General features: G+C 66.8%; 15 protein-coding genes, 1 tRNA gene and 1 pseudogene. 8 read left to right on the top strand and 9 right to left on the bottom strand.

Annotation, left to right across the window (positions count from 1 at the left end):
- Positions 1–438 precede the first annotated feature (438 nt).
- The 9 genes and pseudogenes from E5790_RS14035 to gmk form a co-directional block, all read right to left on the bottom strand.
- Positions 439–1,502: pseudogene (locus tag E5790_RS14035) on the bottom strand (hypothetical protein).
- Positions 1,503–1,846: 344 nt separating this feature from the next.
- On the bottom strand, positions 1,847–3,124 hold the full coding sequence (locus E5790_RS14030) for a citrate synthase (RefSeq protein WP_049440467.1): 1,278 nt from the start codon (positions 3,122–3,124) through the stop codon (positions 1,847–1,849).
- A 296-nt stretch (positions 3,125–3,420) separates the two neighbouring features.
- Positions 3,421–3,663, bottom strand: coding sequence for a type B 50S ribosomal protein L31 (locus E5790_RS14025; RefSeq protein ID WP_010484049.1), 243 nt, complete (start codon positions 3,661–3,663; stop codon positions 3,421–3,423).
- Between the two features lie 88 nt (positions 3,664–3,751).
- On the bottom strand, positions 3,752–4,690 hold the full coding sequence (locus tag E5790_RS14020; RefSeq protein WP_049407499.1) for a nucleoside hydrolase: 939 nt from the start codon (positions 4,688–4,690) through the stop codon (positions 3,752–3,754).
- 320 nt (positions 4,691–5,010) lie between these two features.
- Positions 5,011–7,122: an ATP-dependent DNA helicase RecG gene (gene recG / locus E5790_RS14015; protein WP_111206033.1), complete on the bottom strand. Its 2,112-nt coding sequence runs from the start codon at positions 7,120–7,122 to the stop codon at positions 5,011–5,013.
- 7 nt (positions 7,123–7,129) lie between these two features.
- Positions 7,130–7,516: a RidA family protein gene (locus tag E5790_RS14010; RefSeq protein ID WP_005418954.1), complete on the bottom strand. Its 387-nt coding sequence runs from the start codon at positions 7,514–7,516 to the stop codon at positions 7,130–7,132.
- Between the two features lie 149 nt (positions 7,517–7,665).
- The gene (locus E5790_RS14005; protein WP_005418955.1) at positions 7,666–9,828 is read right to left on the bottom strand and encodes a bifunctional (p)ppGpp synthetase/guanosine-3',5'-bis(diphosphate) 3'-pyrophosphohydrolase; all 2,163 of its coding nucleotides are present in this window, start codon (positions 9,826–9,828) and stop codon (positions 7,666–7,668) included.
- A gap of 106 nt (positions 9,829–9,934) precedes the next feature.
- The gene (rpoZ, locus tag E5790_RS14000) at positions 9,935–10,234 is read right to left on the bottom strand and encodes a DNA-directed RNA polymerase subunit omega (RefSeq protein ID WP_005410877.1); all 300 of its coding nucleotides are present in this window, start codon (positions 10,232–10,234) and stop codon (positions 9,935–9,937) included.
- A 110-nt stretch (positions 10,235–10,344) separates the two neighbouring features.
- On the bottom strand, positions 10,345–11,010 hold the full coding sequence (gmk, locus tag E5790_RS13995; protein ID WP_014648271.1) for a guanylate kinase: 666 nt from the start codon (positions 11,008–11,010) through the stop codon (positions 10,345–10,347).
- 290 nt (positions 11,011–11,300) lie between these two features.
- Here gmk and fdnG point away from each other — a divergent pair, with 290 nt between their 5' ends.
- The 8 genes from fdnG to selD all read left to right on the top strand — a co-directional run bounded on the left by fdnG (position 11,301) and on the right by selD (position 21,739).
- The gene (gene fdnG / locus E5790_RS13990; protein WP_136191769.1) at positions 11,301–14,369 is read left to right on the top strand and encodes a formate dehydrogenase-N subunit alpha; all 3,069 of its coding nucleotides are present in this window, start codon (positions 11,301–11,303) and stop codon (positions 14,367–14,369) included.
- A 10-nt stretch (positions 14,370–14,379) separates the two neighbouring features.
- Positions 14,380–15,297 carry a formate dehydrogenase subunit beta gene (fdxH, locus tag E5790_RS13985; protein ID WP_014648273.1) on the top strand — a complete coding sequence of 306 codons (918 nt, stop codon included), beginning with the start codon at positions 14,380–14,382 and terminating at the stop codon, positions 15,295–15,297.
- On the top strand, positions 15,294–15,941 hold the full coding sequence (locus E5790_RS13980) for a formate dehydrogenase subunit gamma (RefSeq protein WP_049440476.1): 648 nt from the start codon (positions 15,294–15,296) through the stop codon (positions 15,939–15,941). Before fdxH ends, E5790_RS13980 begins: the two co-directional genes overlap by 4 nt.
- 231 nt (positions 15,942–16,172) lie before the next feature.
- Complete coding sequence (fdhE, locus tag E5790_RS13975; protein ID WP_032956068.1) at positions 16,173–17,156, top strand: formate dehydrogenase accessory protein FdhE; 984 nt, start codon at positions 16,173–16,175, stop codon at positions 17,154–17,156.
- A 4-nt stretch (positions 17,157–17,160) separates the two neighbouring features.
- Entirely contained in the window at positions 17,161–18,585 is a 1,425-nt protein-coding gene (gene selA, locus E5790_RS13970) for an L-seryl-tRNA(Sec) selenium transferase (protein WP_111206031.1), read from the top strand.
- Entirely contained in the window at positions 18,582–20,513 is a 1,932-nt protein-coding gene (selB, locus tag E5790_RS13965; RefSeq protein ID WP_111206030.1) for a selenocysteine-specific translation elongation factor, read from the top strand. Before selA ends, selB begins: the two co-directional genes overlap by 4 nt.
- Before the next feature lie 24 nt (positions 20,514–20,537).
- Positions 20,538–20,633 (top strand) — tRNA-Sec (locus E5790_RS13960).
- 26 nt (positions 20,634–20,659) lie between these two features.
- Entirely contained in the window at positions 20,660–21,739 is a 1,080-nt protein-coding gene (gene selD, locus E5790_RS13955; protein WP_014648278.1) for a selenide, water dikinase SelD, read from the top strand.
- The last annotated feature ends 43 nt before the right edge of the window (positions 21,740–21,782 follow it).

Raw genomic sequence — 21,782 nt, 5'->3', positions numbered from 1 at the left:
GGAATTTGAAAGCTCCCCTCCCCAAGGAGAAAAGGGAGGGAAGCGCCGCCCGCGGGGATGGGTGCGGGCGACGGAGAGAATGTTAGAAATCCATTGCCATGCAGGCCATTCAAGCATTCCTAAAACGTTGAACGTTAAGGAGAATTTTTGAAGGCGCTCTATGTTTGAGGGTTATGCAATTTCCCTCACTGTTTGAATGCAATAAACCTCATTGCATTGCGTTTGTAGAGTCGGGCATGGCTCGACTCTACTGTGGGGCATCCACGCGTGGCGTGGGTCTGCGGGATGGCATCAGGCCGCCTTTCGGCGGCCTGATGACACGGCGCGGTGGTGCGCGATCAGAAGAAGATCGCGTACAGGATCAGCAGCGGAATCGGCACGCCCAGCAACCAGAGCAGAATCATCTTCATGGCAGGTCTCCTTGCATGGAAGGGTGGATTACAGGTCGCGGCGGCGGCCGCCCCAGGTGGCGCTGAGGCTGGCGAAGAACGCGCCGATCAGCAGGGTGATGAAGAGCCACAATGCGGCGTAGGCGGTCGCCTTCCGCGCGTCGTCGGCAGCCTGCTTGGCGGTATTCCTGGCCTTCTGCAGCGCTGCACGCATGCGCGTCTGCACATCGGTCACGCGGGCCTGCGCTTCAGCCGGGCTCATCCGGTCTCGCGCGCGATCAGCTGTGACAGGTACTGGGTATCGGCCGGATCCAGGCCTTCCCCCTGCAGGCTGTTGACGATGATGCGGTTCACTTCGGCACGCACTTCGCGGCGATCGCCGATCGGACCGTTGCCCGTCGCCGGTCGCGGCGGCGGGGCCATGCGCGCGTCGCGTGGACCGGCGCCCGCTGCCGGCGGTGGCGCGGCATCCGGGTCCATCGGTGCGCCCGGCGGCGGCGCTGCGGGATCGGCCTGCCCTGCGTGGGTCGTGCTGCGGAACAGCGCATCCACCCAATAGTCGAGGTCGCCTTCCGGTGCAGCCGCCACAGCGCCGCTGGCACCGGCTGCAGCCACGCCGACGGTGGACGCAGCGGCACCGGCAGTGGCGCCGGCCACCTTTGCGCCCGCACCCAGCACGCCACCGATGGCCGACGTCAGCAGGCCCGCGGTCAGCAGCGTGGCCACCGCCCACGACACGAAGCCGTGCGCGGTGTCGCGGAAGTAGGTTTCGTCGCCGTGGATCTGCGTCCACTTGGTACGCAGGCGACCCGCCAGATAGCCACCCAGGCCGGAAGCGGCCAGCGCGGTGAAGGTGAGCCAGGCGATGCTGGACCAGCCGAAGGTTTCCTTGCTGACGCCTTCGAACGACCAGGGCGACACCGACGACAACCCCAGGCCCACGCCGAGGATCAGCAGGATGAGAGAGAGCGCAGCGGCGGCGGCGGCGCCAGCGAAGATGGCTCCCCACGACACCGCGCTTTCGCTGGCGGGCGGAACGATGGGGGCAGTGACGACAGCGGCGACGTCAGCGCCGAGCGGGCCGCGCTCGGGTGGGTCGAATCGGGTACTCATCGGGATGGACGCTCCATTTCAGGTGCTGCGAATGCAGCTGGCGTCCTGAGGCTGCGCGAGCGCTTGTGAAGCTGATGAGACCCCTAAATCACGCGGTCTTGGCGCGTTGAAGAGCGTGCCAACCAAGGTTGGCACCTACCAAGGCGGGAACGCGGTAAATCCATGCCACGCGTGGATGGGGAGCGTGCCAACCAAGGGCGGGAACAAGTGGATCCACGCCATGCGTGGATGGTTTTTCGCGAGTGTCGAAAGCGTGCCAACCTTGGTTGGCACCCACCAGGGCGGCAGAAAAAAAAAACGCCCCGCGCATGCGGGGCGTTCTCGGCACAACCTACGCGGGGCGATCAGCCCTGGTAGTCGCGCACATCGCTGCCGGTGTAGACCTGGCGCGGACGGCCGATCTTCATTTCCGGATCGACCTGCTGTTCCAGCCAATGCGAGACCCAGCCGGAGGTACGGCCCAGGGCGAACATGACGGTGAACATTTCGGTCGGGATCTGCAGCGCCTTGTAGATGATGCCGCTGTAGAAATCGACGTTCGGGTACAGCTTGCGCGCGACGAAGTACTCGTCCTGCAGCGCGGCCTGTTCCAGCTTCACGGCCACGTCCAGCAGCGGATCCTGCACGCCCAGCTGCTTGAGCACCTTGCTGGTCATCTCGCCGATGACCTTGGCGCGCGGATCGAAGTTCTTGTAGACGCGGTGGCCGAAGCCCATCAGGCGGAAGCCGGAGGTCTTGTCCTTGGCCTTGACCACGGCAGACTCGACGTTGTCGGCGGTGCCGATCTCTTCCAGCATCTTCAGCACGGCTTCGTTGGCACCACCGTGGGCCGGACCCCACAGCGCGGTGACACCCGCGGCAACCGACGCGTACGGGTTGGCACCGGTCGAACCGACCAGGCGCACGGTCGAGGTCGAGGCGTTCTGCTCGTGGTCGGCGTGCAGGATGAACAGCAGGTCCAGCGCCTTGACCACATCCGGGTTCAGATCGTACTGGCCGTCAGCCGACTCGAAGGTCTGCTTCAGGAAGCGGCTGACGTAGTCCAGCGAGGTGTCCGGCTTGTTGGCGGGCAGGCCCTTGCCATGGCGGTAGATCAGCGCCGACAGGGTCGGCACCTTGGCGATCAGGCGCACGGCGGCCTGGCGGCGCTGCTCGGCGTCGGACAGGTCCAGCGCGTCGTGGTAGATGGCCGACAGCTGCGCGATCGCAGCAGCCAGGATGGCCATCGGGTGGGCGTCCTTGGCGAAGCTGCCGATCAGGGTGTTGATCGAGTCGTCGACATTGGCTTCGGCAGTCAGCTCATCGGTGAAGGCCTTCAGCTGCTCGGCGCTCGGGCGCTCGCCGTTGATCAGCAGGTAGGCCACTTCGACGTAGCTCGACTTTTCCGACAGCTGCTCGATCGGGTAGCCGCGATACAGCAGCACGCCCTTGTCGCCGTCGATGTAAGTGATGGCGGACTTGCAGCTGGCCGTCGCGGTGAAGCCGGAATCGTAGGTGAAAAACCCCGTTTCCTTGGTCAGCTTCGCGATGTCGACGCAGTCGTTGCCAAGGGTGGGTTTGATGACGGGCAGAACGACGGACTTATCGCCGGCGTTGAGCGTGACCTGATCAAGATCGGACACTGTGTGCGCTCCTTCATGGGAAGGCGCCTGCCCAAGCGCATTGGTCAGGCACGTGAATGACGTCCTCGGCCTGTGCCGGGGATCATGCCATTATCGCACAGCAGCATTTGCCCGGCGCTAGACAGAAGTCGTAGACGGCAGGCGGTCAGAACCCGGCCAGCAAGCGGCCCGGATCGGCAAAAGCGTTGTCACACGAACGCAGTGTTCTGTCCATCCAAACGCCCGTTGGGTAGGCGTTGGGGAAAAACAAACGGCCGCGCAGAGCGCGGCCGTCGGTTCGAAGCTGGATCGACAGATCAGCGCGCGTAGCGCTTCTGGAACTTGTCGATACGGCCCGAGGTGTCGATGACCTTGTGCTTGCCCGTGTAGAACGGGTGCGAAGCCGAGGAAATTTCAACCTTCACCAGCGGGTAGTCGTTGCCGTCTTCCCACTTGATGGTTTCCTTCGTCGCCATGGTCGAGCGGGTCAGGATCTTGAAATCGGAGGTGACGTCATGGAAGACGACGTCGCGGTAGTTCGGATGGATATCGGCCTTCATGGGCTCACACCGTAAATGGGCTGGTGGTCAAGAGCGGCATTATAAGCACCGGTTGCCGCCCGGGGCAACCGGTGCCGGTCAATCGGCTTCAGTCCGCGCCCAGGGCCTGGCGTACCAGGGCCTCGAAACGCTGCTGGTCGTAGGCCATCAGCAGATCGCAGTTGTCCGGCTGGCCGGTCTGGCGGTTCCAGTCGACGATGGTGGCGCCGCGGCTGAACGTGCCATTCAGCTCCACGTTCAGCGGACGCGACTCGACCCGCAGCTGCCCTTCCGGGTTCAGTGCCCAGGCCATGGCAACCGCGTCGGCGGTGTACCAGCGGCCACCCTTGCTGTCTTCGGACAGGCCACGGGTCTTGCGCGAGATCAGCTCGTAGAAGCGGGCACGATCGGAGTCGGCCTGCAGCCACTTCTCGGCTTCTTCCAGCGGCAGGCCGTGGGCGACGGTGGCCTCCCAGTCCGACACCAGCAGGTGCTTGAACGAGGTGAACACCACATGCGCCGCTTCCGGATCGAAGGCGATGTTGAATTCGGCCGCCGGGGTGATGTTGCCGTGGCAGGTGACCGCGCCGCCCATCACCACGATGCGCTTGATGCGCTGGGGCAGGGTCGGGTCCAGCTTCAGTGCCAGCGCGAGGTTGGTTAGCGGGCCAAGCATCACCAGCATCAGTTCGCCGGCATGCGCGTGCGACAGGCGCAGGATGGCCAGCGCAGCGTGCTCGGCTTCGGCCTGGCGGCTCGGCGGCGGCAGGTCCACGTCGCCATAGCCATCACGGCCATGCACGTGGGCAGCGTCTACGGAAGGATGCAGCAGCGGATCCGGGCTGCCGGCAAACACCGGCACGTCGGTGCGGCCGACGATGTCGCAGAGCTTGAGGGCGTTGCGGACGGTGTACTGCAGGCCGACATTGCCGGCGGCGATGGTCAGGGCGACCACGTCATGCCGTTCATCGGCAAAGGCCATCAGCAGGGCCAGGGCGTCGTCCACACCGGGGTCGGTGTCGATCAACAGGGGGATCTTGTGGGTCATCGTTGCCGTCTTCAGATCGGCAACGAAGTGTGGACCGGGATGATGACCGTTGCAAGTATGGGGGGCGGCAGGGCTGCGACCTGCACCCGCGGTAGTGCCGGCCGCTGGCCGACAACTTCAACAGCAACGCCGAAAACGGGTTTCCCGCGGATGGCAGGGAGAGCTCTCTGTAGAGTCGAGCCATGCTCGACTCCCGCGCGCAACGCGCACAGCAGCCGAGCGTGGGCTCGGCTCTACAGTGGATCCACGCCGTGCGTGGATGAGCGTCCCGGGGATGGGGTCAGAGCCCTTTGCTGTGCAAAGGGGCCTGACCCCGCCACTTACGCCGAGGCGTAGCGCACGGCGGTGCCGATCCAGCGCTGCACCACGCGATCGGCCAACGCGGGCTGCTGGGCCAGCAGCCGCTCGGCCAGGTCATGCACGCCGGGCAGCAGGCCGGCATCGCGGGCCAGGTCTGCAATGCGGAAACCGGCCAGGCCGGTCTGGCGGGTGCCCAGCAGTTCGCCGGGGCCGCGCAGTTCCAGATCCTTCTCGGCGATGACGAAACCATCGTTGGTTTCGCGCATGGTCTGCAGGCGCTCGCGCGCCATCTGCGAAAGCGGAGCCTGGTACAGCAGCACGCAGCGCGATACCGCCGAACCACGCCCCACGCGGCCGCGCAGCTGGTGCAGCTGGGCCAGGCCGAGGCGTTCGGCGTTCTCGATCACCATCAACGAAGCATTGGGTACGTCCACGCCCACTTCGATGACCGTGGTCGCGACCAGCAGGTCGATCTCGCCGGTCTTGAACGCCACCATCGTCGCCAGCTTTTCGGCGGCTTTCAGGCGTCCGTGCACCAGCCCCACGCGAACGCCGGGCAGCAGTGCCTGCAGCGATTCGTAGGTGGCCTGCGCCGGGGTGGCATCCAGTTCTTCGCTTTCCTCGATGAGCGTGCACACCCAGTACACCTGCCGCCCTTCCTGGCAGGCCAGCGCGATGCGCTCGATCAGCTCCGGGCGGCGGTCATTGTTGAGGGCGACGGTCTGCACCGGCGTGCGTCCCGGTGGCAGTTCATCGATGGCCGACACATCCAGGTCCGCGTACTCGGACATCGCCAGCGTGCGCGGAATCGGCGTGGCGGTCATCACCAGCTGGTGCGGCACGCTGTTGCCACCCGCGCCCTTGTCGCGCAGCGCCAAGCGCTGGTGCACGCCGAAGCGGTGCTGTTCGTCGACGATGGCCAGAGCCAGATCCTGGAACACCACCGCCTCCTGCATCAGCGCGTGGGTACCGACCACCACCTGCGCTTCGCCACTGGCGACCTGCTCCATCACCTTGGCGCGCGCCTTGCCGGTGACCTTGCCGGCCAGCCAGGCGATACGCACACCGAGCGGCTCCAGCCAGCCGCGCAGGTTGTTGAGATGCTGTTCGGCCAGCAGTTCGGTGGGCGCTGCCAACGCAACCTGCTTGCCCTGCTCCACCGCCAGCATCGCCGCCAGTGCGGCCACCACGGTCTTGCCGGAACCGACGTCGCCCTGCACCAGCCGCAGCATCGGGCTGGGGCGCGCGAGGTCTTCACGGATCTGCTTGAACACGCGCGCCTGCGCGCCGGTGAGCGCGAACGGCAGCTGCTTCAGCAGCGCCTTGGCCAGCTTGCCAGGACCAGCCAGCGGCGGCGCATGGTGTGCCTGCAAGGCAATGCGCTGGCGACGCAGGCTGAGGTGGTGGGCCAGCAGTTCTTCCATCGCCAGGCGGCGCTGCGCCGGGTGGGTGCCGGCGGCCAGCGCGGCGAGGTCGGCATCCGGCGGTGGCCGGTGCACGGTCAGCAGCGCGCTGCGCAGCGACGGCAGGCCCAGGCCATCGAGCCAACCGCTGGGCAGCAGTTCCAGCGTGCTTTCCTCGGGCAGGCGATCCAGGGCCTGGCCGATCAGCTTGCGCATCGTCATCGGGCCCACGCCTTCGACGGTGGGATACACCGGGTCGAGGCGGTCGCCGAGTTCGGGATCATCGTTGCGGCCCAGCACCTGGTAGCTGGGATGGACGATTTCCAGGCCGAGGTGGCCGGGCTTGGGCGTGCCGAAGCAGCGCAGCCGGTTGCCGACCGCGAACTGGCCGACCTGCTGCTGGCGGAAATGGAAGAATCGCAGCACCAGGGTGCCCTGCCCTTCGTCCTCCACCGCCACTTTCAGCATCGGCCGGTAGCGCATGACGCGCTCCACCGCGACCACCCGCCCTTCCACCTGGGCCGGCACGCCGTTGCGCAGGTCTTCGATGCGGGTCAGCCGGGTCCGGTCTTCATAGCGCAGGGGCAGGTGAAGCCAGAGATCCTGCAGGGTGGCCAGGCCACGCGCCTGCAGTTTGGCGGCCACGGCCGGACCGACGCCGGCGAGCATCGCCAGGGATGCTTCGCCGGACGGTGACAGGACCGGAGTGACCGCCGCCTTGCGTGCCACGTGGCGGTCAGTCGATGACCATCACCGCATCGACCTCGAAGCTGGCGCCCTTCGGCAGGCCGGAGACTTCGATGGTGGAACGGGCCGGGTACGGGGCCTGGAAGTAGTCCTGCATGACCGCGTTGACCTTGGCGAACTCGCCCAGGTCGGTCAGGTACAGGCCCAGACGCACGACCTTGTCCAGCGAGCCGCCGGCGGCTTCGGCCACGGCCTTGAGGTTGTCGAAGGCGCGACGGGCCTGCGCTTCGACGTCGCCAGCGCCGACGATGTCGCCGGTGGCCGGGTCAAGCGGGATCTGGCCGGAGAAGTACACGGTGTTGCCGGCGCGCACGGCCTGCGAGTACGGGCCGATGGCGGCGGGGGCCTTTTCGGTGTTGATGATCTGGCGGGACATGGGTCGCTCCGGTGCTTTGGGGGAAAACAGAGCGGTGATTGTACCGGGTGGGCGCGGCATCGGCTGGGGGTCGGATCCGTTTCCCGGCGGGAAACGGATCCGACCCCGTATGTCGTGTGCGCGGAACGTCATCCACGCATGGCGTGGACCTACTGGCGGCGTACCGACTGCACGACCGACAGGCGGCGCAGGCGGCGCATCACTTCGGCCAGGTGGTTGCGGTCGCGCACCTGGATGTTGAACGCCAGCACGGCGGCGTTGAAATCGCGATCCAGGTAGTCCACGCGCTCGATGTTGGAGTGGCTCTGCGCGATGGCAGCGGCCAGCTGTGCCAGCACGCCGGTGCCGTTCTCCACTTCCACCACCAGCGAGGTGTCGTAGTCGCCGGAGACGGTGGTGTCCCAGCCGATCGGCACCCAGCGCTCGGGCGACTTGCGCAGCTCGGCCAGGTTCGGGCAGTCCATGCGGTGCACCACGATGCCCTTGCCGGCGGTGTGGTAGCCCATGATCTCGTCGCCGGGAATCGGCTGGCAGCAGCCGGCGAAGGTGACCACGCCACGCTCGCTGCCGTTGATCAGGATCTTTTCCTGCGAGTGGTGGCGCGAATGCGGGCCACCACGCAGTTCGGCGTAGGCCATCAGCGCCTGCGCGGCCTGGGTCGGCATCCAGTTGCCCAGTGCGACCTCGGCCAGCAGGGCTTCCAGGCGCGGGAAGCGGTGTTCGGCCAGGAACGCATCCAGGCGCCCCTTCGGCAGCCGCTCCAGCGACGAATCCATCGCTTCCAGCGCACGGTCGAGCATGCGGTGGCCCAGCTGCACGGCATCCTCGTGCTCCAGCTGCTTGAGCTGGTGGCGGATGGCGGTGCGCGCCTTGCTGGTAACCACGAATTCCAGCCACTGCGGTTTCGGCGTGGCCGAGCGTGCGGTGATGATCTCCACCGACTGGCCCGACACCAGCTTGGTGCGCAGTGGCACCAGTTTCTTGTCCACGCGCGAGGCCACCGCCATGTTGCCGACGTCGGTATGCACGGCGTAGGCGAAATCGAGCGCGGTGGAATTGCGCGGCAGGGCCAGGATCTTGCCCTTCGGGGTGAACAGGTAGACCTCGTCCGGGAACAGGTCGACCTTGACGTTGTCCAGGAACTCCAGCGAGGAACCGGCGGCACGCTGCGAGTCGATCAGCTCGACGATCCACGCGTGGGCACGGCTCTGTGCGCTGTTGGGCGAATCGCCGCCGAACTTGTAGGTCCAGTGCGCGGCCACGCCGCGTTCGGCGATCAGGTCCATTTCCTCGGTACGGATCTGCACTTCGATCGGCGAGCCATACGGCCCGAACAGCACCGTGTGCAGCGACTGGTAACCGTTGGCCTTGGGAATGGCGATGAAGTCGCGGAAACGGCCATCCAGCGGCTTGAAGGTGGCATGCACCGAACCCAGCGCGTGGTAGCAGCTGGGCACGCTGCGCACGACCAGGCGGAAGCCGAACACATCCATCACCTGGTCGAAGGATTTGTTCTCGTCGCGCATCTTGTTGTAGATGCTCCACGGGGTCTTGATGCGGCTGATCAGCCGATGCTCGATCCCCTCCTTGGCCAGGCGCTGCGACAGCTGCACTTCCACCTGCGCCATCGCTTCGCGGCGCACCACCGGCTGGCTGCGGATGTGCTTCTCGATGATGGCGTGGCGCCACGGGTACAGCGCCTTGAAACCGAGGTTCTGCAGCTCGCTCTTGACCAGGCTCATGCCCAGGCGCTGGGCGATCGGCGCGTAGATCTCCAGCGTCTCGCGGGCGATGCGGCCGCGCGCTTCGCGGCTCTGCGCACCCAGCGTGCGCATGTTGTGCAGGCGGTCGGCCAGCTTGATCATGATCACGCGCAGGTCGCGCGACATCGCCAGCAGCATCTTGCGGAAGCTCTCGGCGGCCGCCTCCTGGCGGTCGCGGAACTTCAGCTTGTCCAGCTTGGTAACGCCGTCGACCAGTTCGGCCACGGCTTCGCCGAACTCGGCGGCCAGCGCCTCGCGGGTCAGCGGCGTGTCTTCGATGGTGTCGTGCAGGATCGCGGCGATCAGCGCTTCCACGTCCAGGCCGAGCTCGGCCAGCACCTGGGCCACCGCCACCGGGTGGGTGATATAGGGCTCACCCGACTTGCGCGTCTGCCCAGCGTGCGCGGAGGCTCCGACTTCCCAGGCACGGCGCAACAGCGGCAGCTGTTCCGGCGGCAGGTAATGGGCGGCGCGTTCAAGCTGGAGGACGTAGTCGGGTACGGCGGCAGTGGGGGCTGCGGCGACCTTGGCAGTGGGGCCTGGGTTCATGCCCGCAGCCTATTCCAGCGCGACGTTTACGGCAAATCCTGAATGCGAAACAGCCCGCACGGGGCGGGCTGTTCGGTGTATCCAACGATTACGTTGATCGATGCGATCAATCGTCGTTCTTGGACATGTCTTCGTCAGCGACCACTTCGGCGGCAGCCCACTCCAGCGCTTCGCGCTCGGCGCGCTCACGCTCGGCCTTCTCGACTTCGTCGATCAGCGCGTTGTCGATCTTGCGGGCGGCGATTTCGCGCAGCGCCAGCACGGTCGGCTTGTCCTCGGTCTCGCTGTTGTCCAGCGTGGCCTGCACGCCGTTGGCGAGCTGGCGGGCACGCTTGGATGCCATCATGACCAGTTCGAAACGGTTGTTAACGACTTCCAGGCAATCTTCTACGGTGATGCGGGCCATACGGGCTCCCGGCGACCGGTCGGCCGCTCAGTCGAATGAGGGAAAGGGGACGGAGTGTACTGGCAGGAGCTGGACAAAATCAAGCCAACCCCTACCCGATTCTTTTGGAATCAGTCAGTTGCGCCCGGATCGGGAGTCAGCAGGGCCTGGATCAGGCCGGCGTGGCGGACCTTCTGGGCCTCCCGGCGCAGGCGGCTGGCGGTGAAGATGGCGCACAACTCGTCCACGGCGGTGTCGAACACCTCGTTGACGATGACGTAGTCGAACTCGTTGAAGTGCAGCATTTCATCGCGCGCCGCGCCCAGGCGCTGGGCGATGACCGCCTCGCTGTCCTGGCCGCGCTTGCGCATGCGATCCTGCAGGGCCTGCCTGGACGGCGGCAGGATGAACACGGTGACCGTGCCCGGCACCAGCTGGCGCACCTGCTGCGCGCCCTGCCAATCGATTTCCAGCAGCACGTCCTGGCCGGCGGCCAGCTGCGGCTCCACCGACTGCCGGGCCGTGCCCTTCCAGTCGCCGTGCACCCACGCATGCTCGAAGAAGTCGCCGGCGGCGATCATTTCTTCGAACCTTTCCGCAGAGACGAAATGGTAGTGCTGGCCGTTCACTTCCCCCGGGCGCATCGCGCGCGAGGTGAAGGAGATCGACAGCGCGATCTGCGGGTCACGCGCCAGGGTGGCATTGACGATGCTGCTCTTGCCGGCGCCGGAGGGGGCGGCAACGATGTACAGCGTGCCGCGCGCAACGGCGTCCGACGGCTTCGACGGGGCGCTCATGCGCGGAACCCAACTGGTTGATTTCGCAAAATTTTTCCTCGGTGTTCCAGATCCGGCGCGGAGGATCGCGCCAGGACGGCGGGGGCTGCGCGGAACATCCTGGAACCAGGCCCGGCAGACGCTTCCCCGGGGGGCGGGCACGCAACTTTACCAGAGCGGCCCCGTTGCGCGCCCGCCCCGCCGGCGCCGGGCCTTGTGCCACATGGGCGTGCGGGGGCCTGTGCTATAACCGGGCCGTACCCAACGACAGCCCGGAGGCCTGTGCCTCCCCGCCATCCCAGGAGAACGGCATGCCATCGATGAGCCGCCGCCAGTTCCTGAAAGTGACCGGGACAACCCTGGTCGGCTCCAGCCTGGCATTGATGGGCTTCGCGCCCGGCATCGCGCTCGCGGAGGTCAGGCAGTACAAGCTGACCCGCGCGACCGAGACCCGCAACACCTGTACCTACTGTTCGGTGGCCTGCGGCATCCTGATGTACAGCCTCGGCGACGGCGCCAAGAACGCCGAGCCGAGCATCTTCCATATCGAGGGTGACCCGGACCATCCGGTCAACCGCGGCACGCTGTGCCCGAAGGGCGCCGGCCTGGCCGACATCATCCACAGCAAGTCGCGCCTGCTCTACCCCGAGTACCGGGCACCGGGCTCCAACGAGTGGAAGCGGCTGAGCTGGGACGATGCGCTGGACCGCATCGCGCGGCTGATGAAGGAAGACCGCGATGCCAACTTCGTGCAGAAGAACGAAGCCGGGCAGACGGTCAACCGCTGGCTGACCACCGGCATGCTGGCGGCCTCGGCCACCAGCAATGAAACCGCGGTGGTGACCCACAAGGTCGTCCGCTCCCTTGGCATGCTGGCATTCGACAACCAGGCACGTGTCTGACACGGCCCGACGGTGGCAGGTCTTGCCCCGACGCTAGGCCGTGGTGCGATGACGAACCACTGGGTCGACATCAAGAATGCCGACCTGATCCTGATCATGGGTGGCAATGCCGCCGAGGCACACCCGTGCGGATTCAAATGGGTGACCGAGGCCAAGGCCCACAACAAGGCCCGGCTGATCGTGGTCGATCCGCGCTTCAACCGCTCGGCCGCGGTGGCCGACGTGTACGCGCCGATCCGCACCGGTACCGATATCGTGTTCCTGGGCGGCCTGATCAACTACCTGCTGACCGAGGACCGCATCCAGCACGAGTACGTGCTGAACTACACCGACATGCCGTTCCTGGTGAAGGACGAATTCGCCTTCAAGGACGGCCTGTATTCGGGTTACAACGAAGAGAAGCGCAGCTACGACCGTTCCAGCTGGGACTACGCCTACGGTGACGACGGCTACGTACGCAGCGACCCGACGCTGAAGGACCCGCGCTGCGTCTACAACCTGCTGAAACAACACTACGCGCGCTACACCGTGGAGATGGTCGAGCGCATCTGCGGCACGCCGGCCGACAGCATCCGCCAGATCTGGGACATGATCGCGTCCACCGCCGGCAAGGACAAGGCGATGACCATCCTGTACGCGCTGGGATGGACGCAGCACTCGATCGGCGCACAGAACGTGCGTGCCGGCACCATGGTGCAGCTGCTGCTGGGCAACATCGGCGTGGCCGGTGGCGGCATGAACGCGCTGCGCGGGCATTCCAACATCCAGGGCCTGACCGACATCGGCCTGATGTCCGACCTGCTGCCCGGCTACCTGACGCTGCCGAGGCAGGACGAGCAGGACTACGACGCCTACATCGCCAAGCGCACGCAGAAGCCGCTGCGCGCCAACCAGATGTCGTTCTGGCAGAACTATCCGAAGTTCCACGTCAGCCTGATGAAATCGTGGTGGGGCGATGCCGCCACCGCCGACAACAACTGGTGCTTCGATTACCTGCCCAAGCTCGACAAGCCGTACGACATGCTGCAGGCGTACGAGCTGATGAACGAGGGCAAGATCCACGGCTACATCTGCCAGGGTTTCAACCCGCTGGCCTCGGCGCCTAACAAGGGCAAGCTGATCAGCGCGTTCTCCAAGCTGAAGTTCATGGTCAGCATGGACCCGCTGGAAACCGAGACCATCGCCTTCTGGCAGAACCACGGCGCGTTGAACGACGTCGACCCGAGCACGATCCAGACCGAAGTATTCCGCCTGCCCACCACGTCCTTCGCCGAGGAGAACGGCGCGGTGGTGAACTCCTCGCGCTGGCTGCAGTGGCACTGGAAGGGCGCCAATCCGCCGGGTGAAGCGCGCAGCGACATCGAGATCATGTCCGAGCTGTTCCATCGCATCAAGGCGATGTACGAGAAGGACGGCGGTGCGTGGTGGGAGCCGGTGCGCGACCTGGCCTGGAAGTATTCCAACCCGGAGCTGCCGACGCCGGAAGAGCTGGCGATGGAATACAACGGCAAGGCGCTGGCCGACGTGTTCGATCCGAAGGATCCGACCAGGCTGGTGCGCAAGGCCGGCGAGCAGCTGGCCGCATTCGGCGACCTGCGCGACGATGGCAGCACCGCGTCGGGCTGCTGGATCTACATCGGTGCCTGGGGCCCGACCGGCAACATGATGGCGCGGCGTGACAACAGCGACCCCACCGGCATCGGCAACACGCTGGGCTGGGCCTGGGCGTGGCCGGCCAATCGCCGCGTGATGTACAACCGCGCGTCGTGCGACGTGGCCGGCCAGCCGTTCGACCCGCGCCGCACGCTGCTGGCCTGGAACGGCAAGAACTGGGGCAGCGTGGACGTACCGGACTTCAAGGCCGATGAAGATCCCGCCGGCGGGATGGGCCCGTTCATCATGAACCCGGAAGGCATCGCCCGCTTCTTCGCCAAGGCCGGCATGGCCGAAGGGCCGTTCCCGGAGCACTACGAGCCATTCGACACGCCACTGCGCAGCAATCCGCTCAGCCCCGGCCAGGCACTGACGCTGAACAACCCGGCCGCCCGCGTATTCGCCAGCGATCGCGCACAGATCGGTTCGCCGGACGAGTTCCCGCATGTGGCCACCACCTACCGCCTGACCGAGCACTTCCACTTCTGGACCAAGCACGGCAAGTTGAACGCCATCATCCAGCCCGAGCAGTTCGTCGAGATCGGCGCGGCCTTGGCCGACGAGCTGGGCATCAGCAACGGCAGCCGCGTGCGGGTCAGTTCCAAGCGTGGCCACATCGAAGCGGTGGCGATGGTGACCAAGCGCATCAAGGCCCTGCAGATCGATGGCCGGACCGTGCACCAGGTGGGCGTGCCGATCCACTGGGGCTTCCTCGGTGCGGCCAAGCCCGGATACATCGCCAATACGCTGACCAACGCCATCGGTGACGGCAACTCGCAGACGCCCGAATCGAAGTGCATCCTGGTCAAGGTCGAGAAGGTGTAGGAGACACGCCATGTCACTGCAATCGCTGGACATCATCCGCCGCTCGGCCACCACCACGCCCTCGCCGGAAGCGCGCGGTGCGCACACCGGCCAGGTCGCCAAGCTGATCGATGTGAGCAAATGCATCGGCTGCAAGGCCTGCCAGGTCGCCTGCATGGAATGGAACGACCTGCGCGACGAGGTCGGCAGCTGCGTTGGCAGCTATGACAACCCGCCCGACCTGAGCGACCAGTCGTGGACGGTGATGAAGTTCCGCGAATACGAGGACGAGAAGGGCAAGCTGGAGTGGCTGATCCGCAAGGAGGGCTGCATGCACTGCAGCGACCCGGGCTGCCTGAAGGCCTGCCCGTCGCCGGGCGCGATCATCCAGTACGCCAACGGCATCGTCGACTTCCAGGAAGAGAACTGCATCGGCTGCGGCTACTGCGTGACCGGTTGCCCGTTCGACGTGCCGCGCATTTCCAAGAAGGACCACAAGGCCTACAAGTGCACACTGTGTTCGGACCGGGTGGCGGTAGGCCAAGAACCGGCCTGCGTGAAGACCTGCCCGACCGGGGCGATCACCTTCGGCAGCAAGCAGGCGATGACCGAGCACGCGGCCGGCCGCGTGGAAGACCTGAAATCGCGCGGCTACGGGAACGCCGGCCTGTACGACCCGCAGGGCGTGGGTGGCACCCACGTGATGTACGTGCTGCAGCATGTGGACAAGCCGGAGCTGTACGCCGACCTGCCCAAGGACCCGCGGATCAGCCCGATGGTGGAAGTCTGGAAGGGCGTGGCCAAGCCGCTGGGCGTGCTGGCGATCGCCGCCACCGCCTTCGCCGGCTTCCTGCATTACATCGGCATCGGCCGCAACACGGTCAATGACGAGGAAGAAGAGGAAGCCGAACACGAGGCGAAGAAGATCGAAGAGGAGCAGCGGCCATGAAGTACGCCCCGCACCCGCGGCAGATCATCCGCTACCGCGCGCCGACCCGCATCAATCACTGGATCGTGGCGATCTGCTTCGTGCTGACGGCGCTGTCCGGGCTGGCACTGTTCCATCCCGCCCTGTTCCCGCTGACCCAGCTGTTCGGTGGCGGCCCGTGGACGCGCATCCTGCATCCATTCATCGGGCTGGCCATGGTGGTCGGCTTTGCGTTTCTGGCGTTCCGCATGTGGCGCGACAATCTGCCGACGGCCGACGATCGCGCATGGATGCGCGGCATGCGCGATGTGCTGCGCAACGAGGATGAGAAGCTGCCGCCGGTGGGCCGCTTCAATGCCGGCCAGAAGCTCCTGTTCTGGGCGATCATTGGTTGCCTGTCGGCACTGCTGCTGACCGGCTTCGTGATCTGGCGGCAATACTTCAGCCATCTCTTCCCGATCGGGCTGATCCGCTTCTCGGTGCTGGCCCATGCGTTGTTCGGTTGGGTGCTGGTGTGCGCGATCGTGGTGCACATCTATGCGGCGCTCTGGATCAAGGGCTCGGTGCGGGCGATGACCCAGGGCAAGGTGACCTATGGGTGGGCGTACAAGCATCACCGGCAATGGTTCCGGGACATCCTGCGCGGACGTCGGGAAGAGGGGTAACGGCAGGGCCTGCGGCCCTGCACCTGCAGAGGCGCCTTCGACAGTTCCCCGGTGCTTTTGGTAGGTGTCGACCTTGGTCGACACGATGAACACGGCAACAACCGATGGGGTCAGATCCGTTTTCCTGTGGAAAACGGATCTGACCCCGACCATTTCAAATGGCCTACAGTGCGCTGGACGCCAGCGCTGACAACGGCGAGGATGGAGGCTGGTTCTTCTGGCTGGCCCTGCATGGCGCAACGCATCCTTGAACCCGGTGAGATCGAGACGCTCGCCTCGCGCGACGTGCCGCGCATCATCCTGCCTGATACCGGGTCGCTGTTCGCCACACGCGCGGCGCGCCTGCGCAGCCTGGCCGCGCACAGCGCCATCGGCGGTTACCTGCAGCTGCTGGCGGCATTGGCCGATGCACAGCAGGCGCTGCTGGAGGAATTGACACCCCAGCAACGCGAGGCGCTGCAGGACCACGCGCGCGCGCAGCAGTCCAGCGCGGCCGCCAGTGCCGGCATGCCGTTGCGGCCCGCCAACACACTTCATCTGGACGGGCGCTGGCGCGACTGGCTGCGCACGCTGTGCCGGCACTGCGCCGACGAAGCGGGGCTACCGGCGGAAACACGGCAGGAATTGCTGCGCGTCGCCGCCGCCGACGACACCTGGCTGGATGCGCAGGCCCACGCCGTGCTGGAACGCGCTGACGCGCCCCCGGTCGACGCGGTCGCTGCGCTGCTGGTGATGAATGCGTTGCAGGTGTATTGGGCAGTACTGGCGGCCAGCTTCCGCCCCAGCGACCTGAAGCCGCTGGCCGATGCGCCAGGGCTGTGCCCGCTGTGCGGCACCCTGCCGGTGACCAGCATGGTGCAGGCCCGCCCGCCCTATGCCTCCTACCGCTACCTGTCGTGCTCGTTGTGCGCCTGCCAGTGGCACTACGTGCGCGTGCAGTGCAGCCAGTGTGGCGCCGCTGGCAAGGACATCGCCTATCGCGCCCTGGCTGATGCCGACGGCGATACCGGCCAGGCGGTGCGCGAGAGCGCGGTACGTGCAGAAACCTGCGACCACTGCCACAGCTACCGCAAGATCCTGTATCTGGAAAAAGATCCGTCGCTGGAACCGGTGGCTGATGACCTTGGCACGCTGGCGCTGGACCTGCTGCTGGGCGAGGAAGGCTATGCACGCGCCAGCCAGAATCCGCTGCTGTGGCAATCCGACGGCGAGTGAGGCGATGACAGCCACGCCCCCCACCCCGGCATCGGCTTCCGCGCTGCCCTCGCTGGACCGGTTGCTGCGCCTGCCTGCCTTGGCAACACTGATCGAGGGCCACGGCCGCAGCCGCATCACCCAGTTGCTGCGCGTACATCTGCAGGCGCTGCGTGAGCGCATCAGTGCCACGCAGCTCTCGGCCGAGCAGTTGCATCAGGCCATTGAAGGCCCGGCACTGGTCGCGGCGCTTGATGCCGCACTCATCGCCGATGCACGGCTGAACCTGCAGCCGATGTTCAACCTGACCGGCACCGTGCTGCATACCAACCTGGGTCGCGCCCTGCTGCCCGAGTCCGCGGTGCAGGCCGTCACCCGCGCGATGGCCGCACCGGTTGACCTGGAATTCGACATCACCCGCGGCCGCCGCGGCGACCGCGATGCACGGGTGCAGGCGCTGGTCTGCGAGCTGACCGGCGCCGAAGCCGCCACCGTGGTCAACAACAATGCGGCGGCGGTCCTGCTGCTGCTCAACAGCCTGGCCAACCGCCGCGAGGTGGTGGTGTCGCGCGGCGAACTGGTGGAAATCGGCGGTGCCTTCCGCATTCCCGATGTGATGCGCAGTGCCGGCGCGCGGCTGCTGGAAGTGGGCACCACCAACCGCACCCACCCGGCCGACTTCGCCCATGCCATCGGCGCGCGCACCGCACTGCTGATGGAGGTGCACGCCAGCAACTACGCGATCACCGGCTTCACCGCCAAGGTCGACACCGCGGCGATGGCAGCGATCGCGCACGACCATGGCCTGCCGTTGGTGGTGGACCTGGGCAGCGGCAGCCTGTGCGACCTGGCGGCCTTCGGCCTGCCACACGAGCCGACCGTGCAGGAAACACTGGCGGCCGGTGCCGACCTGGTCTCGTTCAGTGGCGACAAGCTGCTGGGTGGGCCGCAGGCCGGCATCATCGCCGGCCGCGCCGACCTGATCGCGCGGATCAACCGCAACCCGCTCAAGCGTGCGCTGCGCATGGACAAGATGGGCCTGGCCGCGCTGGAGGCGGTACTGGCGCTGTACCGCGAGCCGGAGCTGCTGGCGCAACGGCTGCCGACACTGCGTACGCTCTCGCGCACGCAGCAGGACATGGATGCGCAGGCCCAGCGCCTGCTGCCGCCGCTGCGCTCGGCGCTGCCGACCGGCTACATGCTTGAACAGGCACGGATGCACAGCCAGATCGGCAGTGGTGCGCAGCCACAGGCGCAGCTCGGCAGTGCCGGCCTGCGCATCACCACTGCGCAACGTGGCGGCCTGGACCGCCTGGCCAAGCGCCTGCGCCAGCTGCCGCGACCGGTGCTGGGCCGCATCGGCGAGGACGCATTGTGGCTGGACCTGCGTTGCCTGGAACCGGCCGACGAAGCGGACTTCCTCGCCCAATGGAGCATGCTGCAACCATGATCGTCGGCACCGCCGGGCATATCGACCATGGCAAGACGCGCCTGGTGCGGGCACTGACCGGCATCGAAACCGATCGCCTGCAGGAAGAACGCACGCGCGGCATCTCCATTGAACTGGGCTATGCCTATGTCCCGGTGGAAAACGCGAACGGCACGGGCCCCGCCGCGATGCTGGGTTTCGTCGATGTGCCGGGTCATGAGCGCTTCGTCCACACGATGGTGGCCGGCGCCACCGGTATCGATGTCGCCCTGCTGGTCGTCGCCGCCGACGACGGCGTGATGCCGCAGACCCGCGAGCATCTGGCGATCCTGCAGCTGCTGGGCGTGGATCGCGGCGCGGTGGCGCTGACCAAGATCGACCGCGTGGACGCCGCGCGCATCGCCCGGGTCGAGATCGAGATTGCCGCTTTGCTGGCCGGAATGCCGCTGCAGGGTTCCCCCGTGTTCGCCTGCAACAGCACGTCCCCCGATGACGCAGGCATCAACGCCTTGCGCGCCCACCTGCACGCATGGGCCGCCGGCGATGCCAACGCGCGCCAGGCCGCGCTGCGCAGCGAGCTGTTCCGCATGCCGGTGGACCGCGTGTTCTCGCTGGCCGGCCACGGCACATTGGTGACCGGCGCGGTACATGGCGGCGGCGTCACGGTGGGCGAGCACCTGCAACTGATGCCCGCCGCCACCGATGTGCGCATACGCAGCATCCACGCGCAGAACCAGCCCAGCGATCACGCCATGGCCGGACAGCGCTGCGCGTTGAACCTGGCCGCCATCGCCCGCGACGAGATTCATCGTGGCGACTGGATTGCCGACCCGCGCGCGCTGCTGGCCACCACCCGCGTCGATGTGCGCCTGCGCTTGTCCGCACGGGCAGCACCACTGCGCGACTGGGCACCCCTGCACATCCACTGGGGCACGATGCACCGGCAGGCCCATGTGGTGCTGCTGGAGGACCGTGACCAAGGTGATGGGCAGTTGGTGCAGCTGGTGTTCGATGCACCGGTCTGTGCGATGTGTGGTGAACGCTTCATCGCCCGCGATTCCGCCGCGACCCACACGCTGGGCGGTGGCGTCGTGCTCGACCCGGACCCGCCACAGCGGCGCCGGCGCAGCCCGGCACGGCTCGCTTGGCTGGGCGCACTGGAGCAGCTGGCCACAGGTGCGGGAATCGGCCCGCTGTTGCAGCAGGCGCCCTTCGGCATTGCCATGGCCGCGCTGCAACGCTACTGCCGGCGCGCGGCCGACCGGATCGATCTTCCTGCAGACGCACAGCGCATCATCACCCGCGAGGACACGGTGGTCATCCTTGCCTCGCACTGGCAGGTGCTGCACGAGCAGGTGATCACATCGCTGCGTAGCTGGCATGAGCGACGCCCGGACGAACCCGGTGTCGACAGCGGGCGCCTGCAACGCAGCACCCTGCCCGCGCTTGCGACGGGGCTCTGGAATGCGCTGCTGCAGGACCTGCTGGACGACGGCAGCGTGCAACGCGTGGGCGCCTGGTGGCGCCTGCCCGGCCATGACCATGCGCCACCGGAACGCGAGCGCCTGCTGCTGGAACGCGTGCTGCCGCAACTGCACGCCGGTGGCTTCGATCCGCCGTGGGTGCGTACTCTAGCCGCCGACTTCGGACTGACCGAAGACGATGTCCGCGCCGTCCTGCGCCGCGCCGCCGCACGTGGCGAACTGTTCCAGGTGGTGCCGGACCTGTTCTATGCACCCGCACGCATTGCGGAACTCGCCGCGATCGTCGCGCAGCAGTCACAGGCCAGCGGCGCGGTGGATGCGGCGGCCTTCCGCGATGCCATCGGCCTGGGCCGCAAACGCAGCATCCAGATCTTGGAGTTCTTCAATCGCGTTGGCTACACTCGACGCGTCGGTGACCAGCATCGGCCGCGCGGCGACCTGCAGTGGAACGCAGCCCGCGACTGAGCCCACCGGTACCGCCGTACTTTCGGAAGGCATGCGCATCCGGGCATGCGGCTGGGCTTCAAACCCAGTAGGGGGCGTCGATCGTTCCCTGGTAGGTTCGACTCCTGCTGCCTTCCGCCATTCGTGTTTCCGCAGGAGATGTCGGCATGGCCACGCACGCGCAGTCACCCGCCCCATCCACGGCCGATGCCACGCGACGACTGACCTCTCTCGCTCATGGCGGCGGCTGCGGCTGCAAGATCGCGCCGGGCGTGCTGAGCGAACTGCTGCGCGGCGTTCCAGCACTTCCCGCACCGACCGAACTGCTGGTTGGCCGCGAGACCAGCGACGACGCCGCGGTGTACCGCCTCGATGACCGGCAGGCAATCGTGGCCACCACCGATTTCTTCATGCCCATTGTCGACGACCCGTTCGACTTCGGCCGCATCGCCGCCACCAACGCGTTGTCGGACCTGTACGCGATGGGCGCGCGGCCGCTGTTCGCGCTGGCCATCGTCGGCATGCCGATCAACACCCTGCCGCAGGACACCATCCGCGGCATCCTGCAAGGTGGCGAACGCGCCTGCGCCGATGCCGGCATCGTGGTGGCCGGCGGCCACAGCATCGATTCGGTGGAACCGATCTACGGCCTGGCCGCGATCGGCGTGCTCGATCCTCAGCGGCTCAAGCGCAATGCCGATGCCCGCGCCGGCGATGTGCTGGTGCTGGGCAAGCCGTTGGGCGTGGGCGTGTACTCGTCGGCGCTGAAGAAAGAAGTGCTGGATGCAGAGGGCTACCGGCAGATGATCGCGTCGACTACCCGCCTGAACAGCGTGGGCGTGCCGCTGGCCGCGCTGGACGGCGTGCACGCGATGACCGACGTCACCGGCTTCGGCCTGCTCGGCCACCTGCTGGAAGTGTGCCGCGCCAGCGGCGTCGCTGCCGAAGTGGACAGTGCACAGGTGCCGCTGCTGCCGCAGGCGCTGGAGCTGCTGCAGCGCGGCTGCGTGACCGGCGCCTCCGCCCGCAACTGGGCCTCGTATGGCGCCGAAGTGCGCTTCGCCGAACGCTTGGCCGGCCACTGGCAGCCACTGCTGACCGATCCGCAGACCAGTGGCGGGCTGTTGGTGTCCTGCGCCCCGGAGGCAGTGAATGCGGTGCTGGCCTGCTTCCACGACGCAGGGTTCGGCCAGGCGGCCGTGGTCGGGCGATTGGGTGAAGGGGCGCCGGGCGTCAGCGTGCGCTGATGCGCTGGAACGACAAGGGCGCCCGAAGGCGCCCCTGCTGTAT

The organism is Stenotrophomonas sp. PAMC25021, from assembly GCF_004795795.1.
Taxonomy (GTDB): domain Bacteria; phylum Pseudomonadota; class Gammaproteobacteria; order Xanthomonadales; family Xanthomonadaceae; genus Stenotrophomonas; species Stenotrophomonas muris.
This window is presented reverse-complemented; position numbering and strand designations above follow the sequence as displayed.

Coding starts and splice junctions, on each gene's coding strand:
- E5790_RS14025 (WP_010484049.1), bottom strand. CDS start 3,663: ATGAAGGCCGATATCCATCCGAACTACCGCGACGTCGTCTTCCATGAC.
- E5790_RS14020 (WP_049407499.1), bottom strand. CDS start 4,690: ATGACCCACAAGATCCCCCTGTTGATCGACACCGACCCCGGTGTGGAC.
- E5790_RS14010 (WP_005418954.1), bottom strand. CDS start 7,516: ATGTCCCGCCAGATCATCAACACCGAAAAGGCCCCCGCCGCCATCGGC.
- E5790_RS14005 (WP_005418955.1), bottom strand. CDS start 9,828: ATGAACCCAGGCCCCACTGCCAAGGTCGCCGCAGCCCCCACTGCCGCC.
- rpoZ (WP_005410877.1), bottom strand. CDS start 10,234: ATGGCCCGCATCACCGTAGAAGATTGCCTGGAAGTCGTTAACAACCGT.
- gmk (WP_014648271.1), bottom strand. CDS start 11,010: ATGAGCGCCCCGTCGAAGCCGTCGGACGCCGTTGCGCGCGGCACGCTG.
- fdxH (WP_014648273.1), top strand. CDS start 14,380: ATGTCACTGCAATCGCTGGACATCATCCGCCGCTCGGCCACCACCACG.
- E5790_RS13980 (WP_049440476.1), top strand. CDS start 15,294: ATGAAGTACGCCCCGCACCCGCGGCAGATCATCCGCTACCGCGCGCCG.
- fdhE (WP_032956068.1), top strand. CDS start 16,173: ATGGCGCAACGCATCCTTGAACCCGGTGAGATCGAGACGCTCGCCTCG.
- selA (WP_111206031.1), top strand. CDS start 17,161: ATGACAGCCACGCCCCCCACCCCGGCATCGGCTTCCGCGCTGCCCTCG.
- selB (WP_111206030.1), top strand. CDS start 18,582: ATGATCGTCGGCACCGCCGGGCATATCGACCATGGCAAGACGCGCCTG.
- selD (WP_014648278.1), top strand. CDS start 20,660: ATGGCCACGCACGCGCAGTCACCCGCCCCATCCACGGCCGATGCCACG.